19 protein-coding genes are annotated in these 17,048 nt (G+C 68.0%); 12 read left to right on the plus strand and 7 right to left on the minus strand.

Features of this window, described 5'->3' with window-relative positions; genetic code table 11:
- The first annotated feature begins 8 nt into the window (after positions 1-8).
- Positions 9-1,619, plus strand: coding sequence for a type VI secretion system-associated FHA domain protein TagH (gene tagH / locus ACSQ86_RS03825; protein WP_436302741.1), 1,611 nt, complete (start codon positions 9-11; stop codon positions 1,617-1,619).
- 22 nt (positions 1,620-1,641) lie between these two features.
- Entirely contained in the window at positions 1,642-2,418 is a 777-nt protein-coding gene (locus ACSQ86_RS03830) for a PP2C family protein-serine/threonine phosphatase (RefSeq protein ID WP_436302742.1), read from the plus strand.
- Positions 2,419-2,463: 45 nt separating this feature from the next.
- Here ACSQ86_RS03830 and ACSQ86_RS03835 read toward each other — a convergent pair whose 3' ends face one another.
- The 4 genes from ACSQ86_RS03835 to tssA form a co-directional block, all read right to left on the minus strand.
- Positions 2,464-2,946, minus strand: coding sequence for an Hcp family type VI secretion system effector (locus ACSQ86_RS03835; protein WP_436302743.1), 483 nt, complete (start codon positions 2,944-2,946; stop codon positions 2,464-2,466).
- 126 nt (positions 2,947-3,072) lie between these two features.
- Positions 3,073-4,569 (minus strand): type VI secretion system contractile sheath large subunit, encoded by a 1,497-nt coding sequence (gene tssC / locus ACSQ86_RS03840; RefSeq protein ID WP_093110792.1) that lies wholly within the window; start codon positions 4,567-4,569, stop codon positions 3,073-3,075.
- A 33-nt stretch (positions 4,570-4,602) separates the two neighbouring features.
- Entirely contained in the window at positions 4,603-5,124 is a 522-nt protein-coding gene (gene tssB / locus ACSQ86_RS03845) for a type VI secretion system contractile sheath small subunit (RefSeq protein WP_212733719.1), read from the minus strand.
- 33 nt (positions 5,125-5,157) lie between these two features.
- Positions 5,158-6,189 (minus strand): type VI secretion system protein TssA, encoded by a 1,032-nt coding sequence (gene tssA, locus ACSQ86_RS03850; RefSeq protein ID WP_436302745.1) that lies wholly within the window; start codon positions 6,187-6,189, stop codon positions 5,158-5,160.
- A 71-nt stretch (positions 6,190-6,260) separates the two neighbouring features.
- Here tssA and tssJ point away from each other — a divergent pair, with 71 nt between their 5' ends.
- Positions 6,261-6,818 carry a type VI secretion system lipoprotein TssJ gene (gene tssJ / locus ACSQ86_RS03855; RefSeq protein WP_093110798.1) on the plus strand — a complete coding sequence of 186 codons (558 nt, stop codon included), beginning with the start codon at positions 6,261-6,263 and terminating at the stop codon, positions 6,816-6,818.
- Between the two features lie 6 nt (positions 6,819-6,824).
- Here tssJ and ACSQ86_RS03860 read toward each other — a convergent pair whose 3' ends face one another.
- Positions 6,825-7,916, minus strand: a complete 1,092-nt coding sequence (locus tag ACSQ86_RS03860) for a type VI secretion protein IcmF/TssM N-terminal domain-containing protein (RefSeq protein WP_436302746.1) — start codon at positions 7,914-7,916, stop codon at positions 6,825-6,827.
- A gap of 24 nt (positions 7,917-7,940) precedes the next feature.
- Complete coding sequence (locus tag ACSQ86_RS03865; RefSeq protein WP_436302747.1) at positions 7,941-9,266, minus strand: DotU family type IV/VI secretion system protein; 1,326 nt, start codon at positions 9,264-9,266, stop codon at positions 7,941-7,943.
- Positions 9,267-9,503: 237 nt separating this feature from the next.
- Between ACSQ86_RS03865 and ACSQ86_RS03870 the strand changes: the two genes are divergently transcribed.
- From ACSQ86_RS03870 to ACSQ86_RS03910, 9 genes are all read left to right on the plus strand, one after another.
- Positions 9,504-10,178: a response regulator transcription factor gene (locus tag ACSQ86_RS03870; protein WP_093110804.1), complete on the plus strand. Its 675-nt coding sequence runs from the start codon at positions 9,504-9,506 to the stop codon at positions 10,176-10,178.
- A 150-nt stretch (positions 10,179-10,328) separates the two neighbouring features.
- Positions 10,329-10,640, plus strand: coding sequence for a hypothetical protein (locus ACSQ86_RS03875; RefSeq protein WP_436302749.1), 312 nt, complete (start codon positions 10,329-10,331; stop codon positions 10,638-10,640).
- Between the two features lie 9 nt (positions 10,641-10,649).
- Complete coding sequence (locus tag ACSQ86_RS03880) at positions 10,650-11,027, plus strand: hypothetical protein (protein WP_436302750.1); 378 nt, start codon at positions 10,650-10,652, stop codon at positions 11,025-11,027.
- A 183-nt stretch (positions 11,028-11,210) separates the two neighbouring features.
- Complete coding sequence (locus tag ACSQ86_RS03885; RefSeq protein WP_436308517.1) at positions 11,211-11,801, plus strand: DUF1266 domain-containing protein; 591 nt, start codon at positions 11,211-11,213, stop codon at positions 11,799-11,801.
- A gap of 91 nt (positions 11,802-11,892) precedes the next feature.
- On the plus strand, positions 11,893-12,570 hold the full coding sequence (locus ACSQ86_RS03890; RefSeq protein ID WP_436302753.1) for a phosphoglycolate phosphatase: 678 nt from the start codon (positions 11,893-11,895) through the stop codon (positions 12,568-12,570).
- A gap of 84 nt (positions 12,571-12,654) precedes the next feature.
- Entirely contained in the window at positions 12,655-13,728 is a 1,074-nt protein-coding gene (locus tag ACSQ86_RS03895; protein WP_436302755.1) for an NAD/NADP octopine/nopaline dehydrogenase family protein, read from the plus strand.
- Positions 13,718-14,722, plus strand: coding sequence for a 3-hydroxybutyryl-CoA dehydrogenase (locus ACSQ86_RS03900; RefSeq protein WP_436306250.1), 1,005 nt, complete (start codon positions 13,718-13,720; stop codon positions 14,720-14,722). Before ACSQ86_RS03895 ends, ACSQ86_RS03900 begins: the two co-directional genes overlap by 11 nt.
- Positions 14,722-15,522 carry an alpha/beta fold hydrolase gene (locus ACSQ86_RS03905; protein ID WP_436295340.1) on the plus strand — a complete coding sequence of 267 codons (801 nt, stop codon included), beginning with the start codon at positions 14,722-14,724 and terminating at the stop codon, positions 15,520-15,522. Before ACSQ86_RS03900 ends, ACSQ86_RS03905 begins: the two co-directional genes overlap by 1 nt.
- Positions 15,519-16,376, plus strand: coding sequence for a quinone oxidoreductase family protein (locus tag ACSQ86_RS03910; RefSeq protein ID WP_436308518.1), 858 nt, complete (start codon positions 15,519-15,521; stop codon positions 16,374-16,376). The genes ACSQ86_RS03905 and ACSQ86_RS03910 overlap by 4 nt, the downstream gene beginning before the upstream one ends.
- A gap of 91 nt (positions 16,377-16,467) precedes the next feature.
- On the opposite strand, the gene ACSQ86_RS03915 is transcribed toward ACSQ86_RS03910, so the two are convergent.
- The gene (locus ACSQ86_RS03915; RefSeq protein WP_436310254.1) at positions 16,468-16,947 is read right to left on the minus strand and encodes a MarR family winged helix-turn-helix transcriptional regulator; all 480 of its coding nucleotides are present in this window, start codon (positions 16,945-16,947) and stop codon (positions 16,468-16,470) included.
- Positions 16,948-17,048 lie beyond the last annotated feature (101 nt).

Here is a 17,048-nt window from a genome sequence, read left to right on the forward strand (position 1 = left end):
GCCACCAGGTGATACGGATCGCTGTTCTCAACGTCCGGGGCGCGCCGCCCGGGCAGCCGCTCGCCGCCAGCTTCGGTCCGGCCGGCGGCACCATCGGCCGTGCCGACACCAACACGCTGGTGCTGCAGGATCCAGACCGGACGGTATCTCGCATGCATGCGCAGATCTCGTTTCGCAACGGCGACTTCTACATCGCCGATCACGGCAGCAATCCCATGCAGCGCAACGGCCAGCCGCTGGGCTCGGGCAGCGAGGTGAAGCTGGCGGACGGCGATCGGCTGGTGATCGGCAGTTTCGAACTCTCGGTGCAGCACGCGGCGGCCGACGCGCCTGGCGCTGCCTCGCGGCCGGCGCCGCTGCACGTGCCGGCGGCCAGCGACGACGACCCCTTTGCCGACCTGCTCGCGGGGCTGGCGCCTGCAACGCCTGCCGCGCCCGCGGGCCGCGCGGCGCCGGCGGCGAGTGCGCCGGTGCCGCTTCCCGACCCCTTCGGCCCCGGCGCTGCCGGCGGCCGGGCCGCGGACACGGATCCTTTTGCCGACCTGCTGGCGCCCGCACCCTCCGGCGCACCAGCCAAGGCCGCGGCGGGCCTGGGCGCGCTCGACGACTTTTCGGACCTGGCCGCGCCGCCGGCGGGCAAGGCCGCCGGCATCGACGCGCTGTTCGGCGGCAGCGCAGGCCCCAGCGGCCTGGGCGGCGATCCGCTGGCGCTCTCGCCGCTTGCGGATCCGTTGCTGCAGCCGAACACGGCGGGCGGACTCGATCCGCTCGCCGCATTGAAGGGCCGCGCGCCCGCGACGCCGGCACCGCGCAGCGATCACGTGCCGATCGGGCAGTTCGGCTATGTGCCGCCGGTGGCGATCGCGCCGCCGGCAGCCTCGTCGCTGCTGGACGATCTGGATGCGCCGCTCGGCTCGCCGAGCTTCGACGACATGACGGGCGCGCGGATCGAAGCACCCGTACCCCCGCCGCTGGCCGCGAAAGCGCCGGGCTTCGCGCCATCGCCGCCGGCCGCGGCGGTGCCGGCCGATGCGCTGCTGGCCGCCTTCCTGCGCGGCCTGGGCAGCATGCACCCGATGCCCGAGGCGCTCACGCCCGGACTGATGGAACGCGTCGGCGTCCTGCTGCGTTCGGCGACCGAAGGCACGCTGCAACTGCTGCTCACGCGCCAGGAGTTCAAGCGCGAGGTGCGCGCCGAGGTCACGATGATCGCGGCGGAGGCCAACAACCCGCTGAAGTTCTCGCCCACCGTCGAGGTCGCGCTCGCGCATCTGCTGGGGCCCGGCGTGCGCGGCTTCATGCCGGCCGAGGCCGCGATGCGCGACGCCTTCGACGATCTGCGCGCGCACCAGTTCGGCGTGATGGTCGGCATGCGGGCCGCGCTGGCCCACGTGATCGAGCGCTTCGGACCGGAAGAGCTCGAAAAGAAGATCGCAGCCAAGTCGGCACTCGACAGCCTGTTCGCCGCCAACCGCAAGGCCAAGCTGTGGGACCAGTTCATCGCGCTCTATGCCGGCATCGCGAGCGAGGCAGAGGACGACTTCCACACCCTGTTCGGCAAGGCCTTCCTCGAGGCCTACGAAGAGCAGATGGCGCGCCTCAAATCCGGCGGCGGTTGAAGAGAACGAAAGAGGAGGGGCCGTGGACATAGAAATCGTCACCTTGTCGAGGCAAGGCGGCCGCAGCTACAACGAAGACGTGTTCGGCCACTGGAACGACGGCCGCTTCGTCGCCTGCCTGGTGGCCGACGGCGCGGGCGGCCACGGCGGAGGCGACGTCGCGGCGGCCATCGCGCGCAGCAGCGTGCTGGAGGGCTTCGCGGCAAATCCGGGGCTCGATGCCGAGATGCTGCGCCGGCTCATCGCGCGCGCCAACCTCGACATCGTGGCGCGCCAGGCCGAGGGCGGCACGCTGGCGGCGATGCGCTCGACCGTGGTGCTGGCCGCGGTCGACCTGCACGAGAACCAGATTGCCTGGGCCCACAGCGGCGACAGCCGCGCCTACCTGTTTCGCGCCGGCGCGCCGGTGGCGCGCACCGTCGACCACAGCCTGGTCCAGCAGATGGTGGCTGGCGGCATGCTCGACGAGGAGGGCGCTCGCCTTCATCCTCAGCGCAACATGCTGTTGTCGGCGCTGGGCTCGGTCGAAGAGCAGCCGGAGATCGCGGTCTCCGCGCCCATGCCCTTGATGGCGGGCGACGTGCTGCTGCTTTGTACCGACGGGGTCTGGGAGCCGCTCGGAGACGAGCGCCTGCTCGAGATGCTGCGCGCGGCGAAGGACGCGAGCCGATGGGTGGAGGAGATCGACCAGCAGGTCAGGGCCAACGCCAAGCCGGGCTACGACAACTACACCGCGTTGACGCTGTGGGCCCACGCCGACGGCATGGATGACGAGGTCACGCAGCCGCTGCCGCCCTAACCGCATGCGGGACGCTCTCCGAGCGCCCCGCCTCGATCCGGCCGCTCAAGCTTTGACGTTGGCGCGGATATCCCAGGCCGCCGTCTTGGCCGCATCGAGCGTACCGTCGGGCTTCTGCGGCTTGTACTCGTACTTGAACTTCGCGAAGTTGAGCGTGATGTTCTCGGTGAGGCGGTCTTCGCCGCCGCTGCCGCCGGTGGAGACGGCCGACACGAGCACTTCGTTCAGCGTGATCGTGAGGTACTCCTGTGCGTCCTCGCCCGCCTTGCGCACCACGAGCGTCGCATCGGCAAAGTGCTTGCCGTTGCAGCAGGCAAGCAGCAACGCATTGGAAGAGGAGTCGACGTACTTGGTGAAGGACAGGTCCTGGACGCTGACCTTGCCCGCGCCACCTCCGCTCCCCAGGTGCATGCTGCCCGACTGGCTGGCACCCCAGCTCCAGGCCAGCAAGTCGATCTCCTCCTTGTGCTTGCTGTCTTTCGACTCGCCCTTGACGTCGGCGATCTTGATAAACATGTCTACGGCCATGATGCCCACCTTTCAGTTTGTGTGAACCAAGAAAAATCAGCTTCCTCGCAGTGCGCCCCGCGGGCCAGCTCGGCAGCTGTAGAGAGAACGAACGGGTCGCTGCGTTTGCAACGATTTCGCGGAAATTTATTTGCCGCCCTTCGCCGACGGCAGCTTCGAGACCAGGCGCAGCGACACCGTCAGGCCTTCGAGCTGATAGTGCGGGCGCAGGAAGAACTTGGAGCTGTAGTAGCCGGGATTTCCTTCGACTTCCTCGACCACCACCTGCGCCGCGGCCAGCGGCTTGCGGGCCTTGGTCTCCTCGGAGGAGTTGGCGGGGTCGCCGTCCACGTAGTTCATGATCCAGTTGTTGAGCCAGCGCTCCATGTCGGCTCTTTCCTTGAAGCTGCCGACCTTGTCGCGCACGATGCACTTGAGGTAGTGCGCGAAGCGGTTGCAGGCAAAGAGGTAGGGCAGGCGCGCCGCGAGGTTGGCATTGGCCGTCGCGTCAGGGTCGTCGTACTCGGCCGGCTTGTTGAGCGACTGGGCGCCGATGAAGGCGGCGAAGTCGGAGTTCTTGCGGTGGATCAGCGAGAGCAGGCCGGCCTTGGAGAGCTCGGCCTCGCGCCGATCGCTGATCGCGATCTCGGTCGGGCACTTCTGGTCGACGCCGCCGTCGTCGCTCGGGAAGGTGTGCAGCGGTAGGTTCTCGACCGCGCCGCCCGACTCGATGCCGCGGATGCGCGAGCCCCAGCCGTAGAGCTTGTACGAACGGTTGATGTTGGTGGCCATGGCGTAGGCCGCGTTGGCCCAGCTGTACTTGCCGTGGTCGGAGCCCGACACCTCTTCCTCGAAGTCGAACTCCTCGACCGGATTCGTCTTCGCGCCGTAGGGCGTGCGGGCCAGGAAGCGCGGCATGCACAGGCCGATGTACTTGGAATCGTCGGACTCGCGCAGGCTGCGCCAGCCGGCGTACTCGGGCGTGCCGAAGATCTTGGTCAGGTCGCGCGGGTTGGCGAGCTCCTGCCACGACTCCATCTGCATCAGGTTGGGGCTCGCGCCGGTGATGAAGGGCGCATGCGCCGAGGCCGCGAGCTTGGCCATCTCGCCCAGCAGTTCGACGTCGGGCGGGCTCTGGTCGAAGTGGTAGTCGCCGACGATGGCGCCGAAGGGCTCGCCGCCGAACTGGCCGTATTCCTGCTCGTAGACCTTCTTGAACAGCGGGCTCTGGTCCCAGGCGGCGCCCTTGAACTTCTTCAAGGTCTTGTGCAGCTCCTTCTTGGAGATGTCCATCACCCGGATCTTGAGGTTCTCGTCCGATTCGGTGTTGTTCACCATGTAGTGCAGGCCGCGCCAGGCGCTCTCGAGCTTCTGGAACTCCTCGTTGTGCAGGATCTTGTTGATCTGCTCGGTGAGCTTCGCATCGATCGCGGCGATCATGGCCTGGATCGACTTGGTCACATCCTTGCCGATGACCTGCGTGTTGGCCAGCGCCTGCTGCGCCAGCGTGAGCACGGCCGCCTCGACGGCGCTCTTGGCCTCGTCGCTGCGCGGTTTGAACTCCTTCTGCAGGAGCGACGAGAAATCGCTTCCTTCGTAGGCAACGTCTTTCAGAGGGCTCTGCTGCTCGAGTGCTTCAGCCATGTCGGGTTCTCCTCGTGTGCAAAAAATGGGGCGTCAGGCGGCCGGCGCGGCGCCTTCTTCGGGCTTCTTGCTGGCGGCCAGCGTCTGCAGCAGCGCCGGGTCTTCCAGCACCTTGGCCAGCAGGTCTTCGGCGCCGCCCTTGCCGTCCATGTAGGTAACCAGGTTCGACAACTGGGTGCGGGCCTCGAGCAGCTTGTTGAGCGCATCGACCTTCTTGGCCACGGCGGCGGGCGAGAAGTCCTCCATGTTCTCGAAGGTGATGTCGACCTTGAGATCTCCTTCGCCGGTCAGCGTGTTCGACACCGAGAAGGCGGCGCGCGGCTTCATGGCCTTCATGCGCACGTCGAAGTTGTCGGTGTCGAACTCGAGGAACTTGCGGTCGCCCACCGGCGCCAGCGGATCGGCTGGCTTGCCTGAGAGGTCGGCCAGTACGCCCATCACGAAGGGCAGCTGGACCTTTTTCTCCGCGCCGTAGAGCTCCACGTCGTACTCGATCTGGACCCGCGGCGCCCGGTTCCGGGCGATGAATTTCTGGCTGCTCTTGGACATGGACATGCTCCTTGGGGAGGGTGGATGTTGCGATGGGACTTACTCGACCGACTGCTTGCCGGTCACGGTCTCGATGGTGTCGAGCGCGTTCGGAGCGAGATCGGCCATGATTTCGAAGAAGCTGACGCCGATGAGCTTCTTGGCGCGTGCGATCAGAAGCGGTGCCGGGTTGCCCGGCTCGGCCTGTTCGAGATAGCGGATCACGCGGTCGAGGGTCTGGAGCGCGTCCTGCCGGGTCCGGATTTCGCCGGGTGCCGCGGCGCGCGCGGCGGAGGCGCTGCCGGTGCCGGCATCTGCGGCAGCTTCGGCCTCTGCCTCGGCCTGCGCCGTGGTGCCGGCCACGGCGGCGCTGGCCTTGCTCAATACGGTGGCAATCGCGCGCAGCGGCCCGAGATCGATCAGGTCCGTGCGGCCGGTGCGCTCGACGATCAGCGTCTGCAAGTGCGTGACGAGCGTGGGCATTTCCATCAGCGTCTGCAGCACCTCGGGCGTTTCGCCGTGGATGGCCTCGAGCCCGCCGTGGATCTGCGCGGCGGAGTAGCCGGCTTCGGCGCCGGCCGGCGCCAGCGCGTTGTGCGCGATCGCGACGTCGCGCACGCGGATCGGACCGACCCCGCGCGCCACGCCGACGTTGGCTTCGTACAGGTCGCGCAGCACCATGTCTTCGTCGGTCAGCGGCGCGAGCGCATTGAGGCGCATCGTGGGATCGTTGTCGTCGTCGGCATCCAGCTTTGGATGTATGCCTTCCCAGTGGCGGTCGAGCAAGCCGGTCAGCAGCCGCAGGCTCATGACGAAGCCGGCGATGCCTTGCATCCGGGTGCTGGCGCGCAGCAGCAGCACGGCGACCCGGGCATCCTTGGTCCGGCCCAGCAGGGCCTGCGCCTGTTCGGCCACGGAGCGCCACTCGGGCTCCACCGCGGGGATCACGGTGTCCCCGAACTGTTGCTCGGGCTTGCCTTGTGCGGCCGCGGCCAATGCGGTGAATGCAGGGTCGTACTCGAGGTCGTCACCGCATGGCGAGGCTTCGCTGATGGGAGCCTGCAGGGCTTCGACAAGTTCGGGAGTCAGCATGTTGCCTGTTCGAGTTCACTAGGGATAATCAAAGATGCTCCCTGACCGGTCAATGCAACGAAGGAAATAGCATGAGAGACCCTGGTACACGCCGTTCGCCCTATGGACGTCTTCAGGATGCGGGGCTTCGGCGCGTACGGGCGGGCCTGGGCATGCTGCTGGCGATCGCGTTCGTTGCCGGTTGTTCGAGCCCTCCGCCGCCGCCGAAGCCCGTGGTCACGCCGATAGCGATGACGCTGGCGGCAGGTGCCGATGCCAACCCCGATGCGCGCGGACGGGCCTCGCCGCTCACGGTGCGCGTCTATGCGCTCAAGACCAGCGGCGCCTTCGAGGCGGCGGATTTCTTCTCGCTGTTCGAGAAAGACCAGGCCACGCTCGGTGCCGAGATGGCCCAGCGCGAAGAACTGCTGCTGCGGCCCGGCGACAGCAAGAAGCTCGAGATGACGCTGGCCGCCGACATCAAGGCGATCGGCGTGATGGCGGCCTACCGTGACCTCGACCGCGCGCGCTGGCGCGAGGTGCGCGCGATCGAGCCGGGCAAGCCGCTCTTGGTCGGCGTCAACTTCGGCGCGCGCCAGATCCAGATCCGCATCGAACCGGCACCACCGCCACCGCCGCCGGCGAAGTAGCCTTTTCTATCCGCGCGCCAGCGGCTGGTCGGCCGGCAGGAAGCGCTGGAACAGGTCCGCGACGAAGGCGTCGTCCTCGCCGTCCGCGGGAGCGGCCACGACATAGAGGCCGCGCCAGTGCGCCGGCGCGAGCGTGCGGCCGAGGCCGTTGTCGAACATGCGCTCCGCCAGCGTGCGCAACCCCGGCTGCAATGCGCGCAGCTGCTCCACGAAGCTGTGAATCGCCAGCCGGCGCGCCGGCTCCGGCTGACTGCGCAGCAAGCCCATGCGCAAGGCATGCAGGCGGTCGGCCATCGGACCAAAGGGATCGTCCGGCCGCGCGCCGGCTGTCGCGTTGTCGGGCAGGCGGTAGCCGAGCGCCTGGACCAGCGCCTCCGGCGGCAAGGCGGAGCGCAGCACGCCGTAGCCGGCGAGCCGCTCCAGGCCGGTCACGACCAGGTAGACCGGCAGGTGCAGCCGCAGATGCTCGGCCGCTTCGTCGACGCGCTGCCGCAGCCGCGTCGCATCGGATGCCAGCGTCTTTGTGTCGCCGAGCAGACCTGCGGCACTCACGCAGACCACGATGCCGTTGAGTGGCTGGCGCTCGCGTTGATGGGCGAGCGCCAGCAAGGCTTGATACCAAAGGCCTCGCTCATGCCGCGAGGCCGGCTCGCGCACCGCGGCCGGGCTGGTTTCGATCGCGATCATCGAGCGCAGGAAGTGCCAGCGCCAGAAGACATCGCCGGCGGTATCAGGCCCCGTCTGCAGCGGCGGTGGCGAGGCGCGGCGGGCCGCGGCCAGCAGCCCGGGCAGTCCGGCCGATTCGTCGCCGATGAACAGGAACCAGGGCTGGTCGTAGAGCGGATTGCGCACCGCGCGCTGCGCCGGCGAACGAAGAAGCAGCTCGCGCGCCTGCGCGATGGCCTGCCGCAGGGCGGCGAGCGCCGCCTGCTCCGAAGGGTTCGACGGCGGGCCGAGGACTGCGATGCGCCGCCGCAGCATCCGCCGCCGCGCGAAGTAGCGCGAGCCCAGCATGAACCACCAGAGAGCGAGAAGCCCCAGCAGGCACAGCGCGAGCAGGGGCCAGTAGTAAGTGGGCAACGGGTGCAGGGCGTTCATGGAAGAAGCTGGTCGCGGCGCTGTTCAGCGCGAGACGGTTTCGAGGAACACGAAATCGGCGATCGGCCGCCCGCCCGCTTCGTTGGCGGCCAGCGATTCGCGCAGCCGTTGAAGATAGGGTGAGGCCAGTTCGAAAGGAGGTCTGTCCGCGGTTTCGTTGAAGGGCACGGGCGAGGAAAGGGCCGTGACCAGCACGGTGCCGAAAGGCGGACTCACAAGCCAGCTCGATGGGATGTCGCGGCCCAGCTCGACGCTTTCGCCGGCGCGCAGGCGGGCCTGGCCGCGGCCCGCGTTGAGATGCATCACGGCGCCGTCGGCGGTGAAGTAGTCGACCCAGAGATAGCCGTCGTAGTCGGCGTTCGTGGCCTGCACCAGCACCAGGTCGCCCTCGCGCAGCCGGCCGTTCTGCGCGCTGAGTGCGGCGACCTTCAGGCCGTACCGCTTGTCGCGATTGCGCGCCTGGTAGGGCTTGAGGATGGCGACGACTTCGCAATGCGGCCAAACGCGCAGCTGGAGCTGGAAGCTCGCCGCGCTCACGCCCGGCATGGCACGCACTTCGCGCTCCACGCGCGCCATGTCTTCCGGCAGCGAGACGAAGCCGCTCACGCGCGTCGCGCCGTCCGCGCCCACCGTGGCGGCGAGGTCGGCGCAGGCGTAGGTCTGGAGCTGCTGCTCGACCCGCTGGGCCAGCGTGGGCGGCGCTTCGCGCGGGCCGTTCAGCATCGAGCCCAGCAGGTACACCAGCGGAATCAGCAGCGCGAGTGCGCCGGCGGCGCGCAGCAGTGCCCGCTCGCGCCGCTCCGGGATGCGCGGACCCGGCGGGTCGGGCACACTGTAGGGCTGGGGCGTGATGCGCTCTACGGCCAGGGTGCCCGGTGCAAGAGGCTGCACCGGCAGTTGCTGACCATGCAGCTCCTTGAGCTTGCCGAGCTCGCCGCTGTCGCCGTTCTCGAAGTAGTACTGGCCCTTGAAGCCGTGGACCAGCGCGTGCCAGTAGATCTCGCGCACCGCGCCGTCGTCGGCCTGCAGCGCCGACAGGTGATGGAAGAACTCGCTGTGCGCGTTGTTGGAATTGAAGAGCTGCACCTGCAGCGGCGTCACGCCGGTGCTCCAGCCGGGATTGCGCGCGACGATCTCGTCGAGCCAGGCGACCATGGCGAAGGACGCCGATTCGATGCGCTGGGCCGGGATGCCCGCGGCCCGGGCCGTGACCCGGGCCTCCTCGAGCAGGTCCAGGGCGCGGCGCTGCACCCCGTCGGGCGTCCGGCCCATGCGCCCGGCGGCGATTGCCGCGTCGAGTTCGAGGCCGAATGAGAACAGGGGACAGAAGCAGTCGAACAGGCGAGCCATGAAACGCTCGCGCTATTCTTCGGTGGCGGTGGGAGCCTTGGGTTTGCGCCTGCATCGATGGCACATGCCGATCTCCCTGTTCTTCGTTGGATGTGGAATTCATTCTTTCAACGCCCCCCAGGGCCCGCCATATCGCTTGGGGACTATGTCGTTCGTGGAGCGGGCGAGTCTTGCCGCGCGCCGCGATCGCCGTTATCTTTGGTATTCGTTGAGTTCATTCACTACGTTGGGGCCGCCATGAAAATCCTGATCGCCGACGACCACCGGCTCGTCATCGAGGCGGTCAAAGCCAAACTGTCGGAAATCGAGCCCGACATCGAGTTCGTTCTGGCGATGAGCGTCGACGAGCTGCTCGCGGGCGCCTCCGACGACATAGACTTGGCCGTGATCGACCTGAACATGCCCGGCGCCGACGGCCAGGCCCACGTGGACGAGATCCGGCGCCGCCACCCGGCCGTGCCCGTCATCGTGCTCTCGGGCTACGAAGACCCCAACATCATGCGCACTGCGCTCGAGCGCGGCGTGCTGGGTTTCATCCCGAAGGCCTACTCGCCCGAGGTCATGCTGTCGGCCGTGCGGCTGGTGCTGGCCGGCGGCGTCTACGTGCCGCCGATGATGCTGTCGGCTGTGCCGCCCGGCATCGTGGCCGGCGTGCCGACCGCGGACGCCATGCAACGCGGATCGGCCGCCGCGGCGGCGCAGACCCTCGAACACCTGCGCAGCGTGCTGACCGAGCGCCAGGTCGAGGTGCTGCAGCTGCTGTCGCAGGGCAAGCCCAACAAGCTGATCGGGCGCGCGCTCGGCATCAGCGAGGGCACGGTCAAGATCCACCTGGCGGCGATCTTCCGCGCGCTCAACGTGCGCAACCGCACCGAGGCGGTGGTGGCGGCCCAGTCGCTCACCGAAGCCTGAGCCTTCGTCCGGCGGTCGCGCCGGAGTCATTCGCTGGTCATTTCCTGGTCGCTGTTTGGTCAGCACGGCAAGGGCGCGCGTCACGCAGACTGTTTCCAGAGCGCGTTCGCGCGGCAGCTGCCCTCACGGCAAACCAACCATCGAGAGACCATGCCCTCCACCATTCCCTACGATCCGTCGCTGACGCTGGGCGCTATCGTCGACCCCGCCGCCTTCGCTACGCTGAGCGAGATCGCCGAACTCGACGCCGAGATCGACGCTGCGCAGGACACCCTGAACTTGTTCATCTCGATGAAGCGCAGCATCGACATGACGGTTCACGAGCTGATCGCCATGGAAGTCGATCCGCACGACGTCAAGGCAAAGAGCGAGCAGATCAAGAAGGAAATCTCCAAGGCGGCGGCGGACTACGCCGCCATCCGGCTGGAGAACGAGGCCAAGATCCGGCCTTTGAAGGCGTAGGTGCACAGCGTGCATCAAGGCCTCGAAGGCCCCATCGACTTCGAGAAAACGACGCTCAAGATGATGGAAATTTCAACGGATTCTCTCAAGATGGAGTCGCAGTACTTCTCGTTCGAGCAGAACGACGAAGGAATGGCAGCAAGCTTGTCCGCCATCAAGGGTCTCATAGCCGGTTCGTCCAGCCATCTCGGCGTCGACGCTGCGACGGAGATGGCGACCGCCGGCGTCAGCCAGGTCGCCAAGCAGCGCAAGGAGCACAACATTGCCGGGACGCTGGTGATTACGGCTGCCTGCACGCACAAGAAGGCCAACGTTCTGGCGCCGACCGTCATCGAGCCGACAAGGCGGCCAGGATCTGGAATCAGGCATTTCCATCAGACAAGCTGAAGCTCGCCGAACCGGCCAGCATGGTGGCGGCGGCAATCTCCGAGGAAGATGGGAAGAGCAAGGTACTCAACCTGCTCACGGGCGCGACCTATGGGTCCAGCTTCGTCGGCATGGTGCATATTCTGCGGAAGGACGCGACAGATATCGGGAAGGCTGCAGGTTCGGACCTGAGCTTGACGGCAATTGCCGAGAGCATGCAGGAGAAGCTCAGGGTCGCGGCCTGGCTCGAGGGAGAGAGCGGCGGCCTCGGCGTCGATCCTGGGAACAGGTTTTCCCGCGGAGAGAGCTGCCTATGCGGCCTGGCGCAGCGGTCACGTCGTCGACTCCGCCGCGTATGCGGCCTTGCAGGAGGTCTGCAGATTCCTGGTGCAGGATGCGCGCGTGGTCGAGGCCAAGCAGATCCAGGATGTTCACCTGAATCCGGTGGCCTGGAAGATCCAGCAGGCGTCCGACCTGGTGCGCCTGGGTTTTTCGGCCGGATATGTATCCAGACTGAACGCGCAAGCTGCGCTCAAGCGGCTGCAGGAGATAGCCCGCGCGCACTACACGTCCTGGGAGGACTTCTCGCTGTCGGGGTTGATCGCCCTGGGCGTGCGCAGCCCGATCGATAGCTTCGATCTGGTTGACTGGCGCAAGATAGCGCGCAGCCGCGAGGTGTTGCTTCGAGTGCAGTACAGCACGCTCGCGCATGCCGCGCGCTGGAAGGTTTTCACCCCGGTCTCTGTGCCTTCGAACCGCTGGCTCGAACCGAGCCCGCAGCTGGCCGAGGCCTGAGGCCTGCCGTCGCCGCCGCGAGCCCTGATTGCGACGCGGCAGAATCAAGGCGATTCCGGGCTTCCCACCGCGCGCTTTGACCACCACTCGTTTGCACCTTTCAAACTTCGACGCCGCGATCATCGACCTCGACGGCACCATGGTCGACACCCTCGGCGACTTCGTCGTTGCCTTGAACTGCATGCTCGACGGGCTCGAATTGCGCCAAGTCGCGGCCGAAGCCGTCGCGAACATGGTCGGCAAGGGCTCGGAGCACCTGATCCATTCGGTGCTGCGCCACGTGCGCGACGGCCGCGCCGCCGACAACGCGCTCTTCGACGAGGCTTGGCGCAGCTACCAGCATCACTATCTCGCCATCAACGGCCGGCATTCGGATGTCTATCCCGGCGTCGTCGAGGGGTTGACGGTGCTGCGTGCTCATGGCCTGCGCCTGGCCTGCCTGACCAACAAGCCCACCGCCTTCGCACGCCCGCTGCTCGCCGCCAAGGGACTTGACGGCTACTTCGACGTGATGTTCGGCGGCGACGCCTTCGAGCGCAAGAAGCCCGATCCGCTGCCGCTCGTCAAGACCTGCGAGGCGCTCGCCAGCGCACCGGAGCGCACTCTGATGGTGGGCGATTCGAGCAACGACGCGCGCGCGGCCCGGACGGCGGGCTGCCCGGTGGTGCTGGTGAGCTATGGCTACAACCACGGCGAGCCGGTGCGCGGCGTGGATGCCGACGGCTTCGTCGATTCGCTGGCAGAGCTGGGTCGGGTTCTTGATAGTTGACAATTGAATGGTTGAAAAGTAATGTATCTGCGAACCCGTTGATTTGCGGATCGGCGGCCCGTGGCCTACAACTTCTTCTCGACCATGAAAATCGCCATCCTGGGCGGCGGCCACGGCTGTTACGCCGCCGCTGCCGACCTGTCCGAAGCCGGCCACGAAGTGCGGCTCTGGCGCCGCGACGCCGATGCGCTCGCCGCCGTGCGGCTGGCCGGTTCGATCACGCTGAAGGACGCGCGCGGCGCGCGCGAAGTACCGATCGCGCTGGCGACCGCCGACATCGGCGAGGCTTTGCGTGGAGCGATTCTGATCGTGATCCCGACGCCGGCCGTGGCGCAGGAAGACATCGCCCGCGCCATGGCGCCGCATCTGGTCGATGGCCAGGTGGTGTTCCTGCCGCCCGGCACCTTCGGCAGCTTCGTGATGGCGCGCATCGCCAAGGAAGCCGGCAGCCGCGCCGATGTCGCCTGGGCTGAGACCGGCACGCTGCCTTACCTGGCGCGCAAGCACGGCGAGCGCGAGGTCAACGTCACGATTCGCGCCATTCGCCTGCCGACCGGCGTGTACCCGGCGCGCAACGCGCAGCAGGCGCTGGAAGTGATCCGCCAGGCCTATCCGAGCGTGCATGGCTGCGGCGATGCGCTGTCGGGCGCGCTGATGAACGCCGGGCCGGTCATTCATCCGCCCCTGATGGTGATGAACGCCGCGCCGCTGCAGCACTTCGAGCGCTGGGACATCCACAACGAGGGCACGCAGCGCGCGGTGCGCGACGTGACCGATCGGCTCGACCAGGAGCGCATCGCCGTGCGCGAGGCCTTCGGGCAGGGCGCGCCGCACTATCCGCTGGCCGACCACTACAACAACGACCAGTGGATGTACGGCGATGCGCACAAGCAGCTTATCAAGTCGGGCGACTGGCGCGAGAACATCGACCTCTACGCCCACCGCTACATCACCGAAGACACCGAGCTGGGCCTGGCCTTCCTCGCCTCGGCGGCGCGCTATGCAGGCGTCGATGCGCCGATTGCGCACGGCCTGCTGGCCATCGTCGGCGGCTTCCTCGGCCGCGATCTGCGCCGGGGCCCGCGCACCTTCGAGCGACTAGGCCTTGCCGTCCTCGACAAGGCCGAGCTGAAGAAGAGGCTGCATGATGGCGAATGAGACGCCGGCGCCGCGCTTTGCCGCCGTCGGCGCGGGCCGCATGGGCCGCGGCATCGCGATCGCCTTCGCCTATGCGGGCCATCGCATCGCATTGGTCGACCTGCGCCCGCGCAGCGACGAGGCCTGGCAGAAGCTGCGCGCCGAAGCGCGGGCCGAGATCGAAGCCAGCCTCTCGGGGCTCGCACAACTTGGCGTCGTCGAGGCTGCGCAGGTGAGTGCGATTGCCGACCGCGTCGAGCTCGTGAAGGCCGCCGACGCGCCGCGCGCGTTGGGCCAGGCCGAGCTGGTCTTCGAAGGCGTGCCCGAGACGCTGGAGGCCAAGCGCGAGGCCTTCGAGCAGCTCAACCGGCATTGCCGCGGCGACGCGATCCTGACCTCCACCACCAGCAGCATCCTGGTCACGCAGCTCGCGGCGCTGGTGAAGAGGCCGGAGCGCTTCCTGAACATGCACTGGCTCAATCCGGCCTACGTGATCCCTGTGGTGGAGCTGAGCTGTCACCCGGGCACCGATGCCGCGGTGCTGGCGCGCACCAAGCAACTGATGGAGCAGATCGGCAAGCTGCCGGTGGTCTGCGGCGCTTCGCCCGGCTACATCGTGCCGCGGCTGCAGGCGCTGGTGATGAACGAGGCGGCGCGGATGATCGAGGAGGGCGCGGCCACCGCCGAGGAGATCGACAAGGCCACGCGCTACGGCCTGGGCCTGCGCTTCGCGGCGCTCGGCGTGGTGGAGTTCATCGACTTCGGCGGCTGCGACATCCTGCACCATGCGAGCCGCGAGATGTCGGCATCGATCGACAAGGGGCGCTACGCTGCGCCGGCCATCGTCGATCGCATGGTGGCCGAAGGCCGGCTGGGCCTGAAGACCGGCAGCGGCTTTTACGATTACGACGGCCGCGATGTCGCGGCCTACCGGCGCGACGTGCTTGCGCGCACGCTGGGCATGCTCCGGCATACGGGGCTCTGGCAGCCACCGGCCGACAAGACACAGCCATGATGAAGGTCCGCCGCGCGTTCGCAGATCTGTCGGTCGGGCAGGTGCACTACGCGAGCTGCGGCGATCCGCGCGCCGAGACGGTGCTGCTGCTGCACCAGTCCCCGCGCAGCTGGGCCGAGTACCGGCACGTGCTGCCCTTGGTCGGAGAGCGCTTCCGGGCAGTGGCGATGGACACCGCGGGCTTCGGCGACTCCGACGCCGGACCGGCGCCCGCGAGCATCGAGCAGTGGGCGCGCGTCGCGGTCGAGCTGCTCGATGCCCTGGGCATTGCACGCGCGCACGTGGTGGGCCACCACACGGGCGGCGTCATCGCAGTCGAGCTGGCTGCCTCCTTCGCGGACCGGGTGCATGGGCTGGTGTTGTCTTCCACGCCCTACACCGATGCGGCCTTCCGCCGCGCCCGCGCCGAGCGGCCGCCGATCGACGAGGTGGCGCCGAGCACCGACGGCAGCCATCTCGCGGCGCTGTGGCAGAAGCGGCAGTCCTTCTACCCGCCGAACCGGCCCGAGCTGCTGGAAGCCTTCGTGCGCGATGCGCTCAGGGTCGGCGAGCGGCTGGAGGAGGGGCACCGGGCCGTCGCGTCCTATCGGATGGAGGATCGCATCGCGAAGATCGCGCAGCCGACGCTGATCCTGCGCGCCACCGAGGATCCTTTCGCTGCGCCGCACGCAGCCGAACTGCAGGCGCATCTGCCGCATGCGCGCATCGTCGACATCGCCGGCGGCATGGTGCCCCTGCCCGACCAGATGCCCGAAGCCTTCGCCGCGGCGGTGCTCGATTTCCTGGAGACGCTGCCATGAAGGCCGTGCGCATCCACGGCTTCGGTGCGGCGCCGGTGCTCGAAGAGATGGAAGACCCGCAGCCCCGCGCCGGCCGCACGATCGTCCGTATGGCCGCGGCCACTGTGGGGCATATCGATCGCATGGTCTGGAGCGGCGGCTTTCTCCGGCATCCGCCGCTGCCTTACGTCCCGGGCGTCGAGGCCGCGGGGATCGTGGTGGCGAGCGAACGCTACACGGCGGGCCAGCGCGTCTGGCTGCGCGGCGCAGGCCTCGGCACCACCGCCGACGGCACCTGGTGCGAGCTGATCGATGCGCCCGATGAGGCGCTGGGCCTTCTTCCCGACGAGGTCGACATGGCCCTCGGCTCGGCCTTCTTCTCGCCCTGCACCTCGGCCTGGGTCGCGCTGCATGAGATCGCGAAGCTCCAGGCCGGCGAGCGGGTGCTGGTGACCGGTGCCTCCGGCGCGGTCGGGTCGATGGTGTTGCAGCTGGCGCGCGATGCGGGCGCCGAAGTGATCACCGAGGCCGGCGCGCCGGTGACGCTCCTGGTCGATACCGTCGGCGGGCCGGTGCTCGAAGCGGCTTTGCCCGGCGTGGCGCCCGGCGGCCGCGCGGTGCTGGTCGGCTACACGGCCGGCAACACGCTGGCGCTGGACATCGCGCATTTCCTGCAGCGCGACGTGGCGCTGCTGCCGCTCAACATGTTCAGGCGCGAGGCTGCGGGACGGGCCGCTGCGCCCGAACTGCTGGCGCGCCTGGGCGATGGGCGGCTGAAGCTCGATGTGAAGCGCTTCCGGCTCGACGAGGCGGCCACGGCGCTCGAATGGATCACGAAGCGCGGGCATCGTGGCAGAGCGGTCCTGGTGCCGTGAAGTTCACCATCACCACCCGTTCGGGCTGAGCTTGTCGAAGCCGCGCACAAGGCTTCGACAAGCTCAGCCCGAACGGTCAGGGGAGATGGGGCTACTCGTCGTCCGTATCCGTCTCCAGCGGCACGCGCGCATGCAGCTCGATCATCCGCCGCAAGGTGGTCTTCAGCTCCTCGGCGCGCAGCAGGCCGAAGGGCTCCAGCACCCGCAGCTCATGCTCCCTGGCGAGCTCCATCAGGTGCTCCACCGTCTTGGCGCCCTTGCGTGTGATGCGCACCAGCGTAATGCGCCGATCACTGTCATGGGGCAGGCGCTCGACCTGGCCCTTGGATTCCATGCGGTCCAGAAGGCGCGTCACCGTCGGCTGCTTGGTCACCGTGACCTGGGCCAGCTGCCCGATGCTGATCGGCTCGCCGCCCGCCAGCGAGGCCATCACCCGCCACTCGGAGACCGAGAAACCGTGCTGGCGCGCGACCACGTGGAACTCCGTAGAGATCAGCTGGCTGGCCTGCGCCAGCAGCGCCGGCAGGTAGTCGTCGACGAAGCGCAGCGGCTTAGCGGGCTTCGTCGCCATGAAGGGCCCCCGGGTCTGCGGCAGGCACGCAGCTTGCATGTCTAGGGTAATTCATGATTGTGGATACATTCAGTTGTCAACATTATATGGACTGCACGATG

The sequence above is a fragment of the Variovorax sp. LjRoot130 genome, from assembly GCF_964253755.1.
In the GTDB taxonomy this organism is placed as follows: domain Bacteria; phylum Pseudomonadota; class Gammaproteobacteria; order Burkholderiales; family Burkholderiaceae_C; genus Variovorax.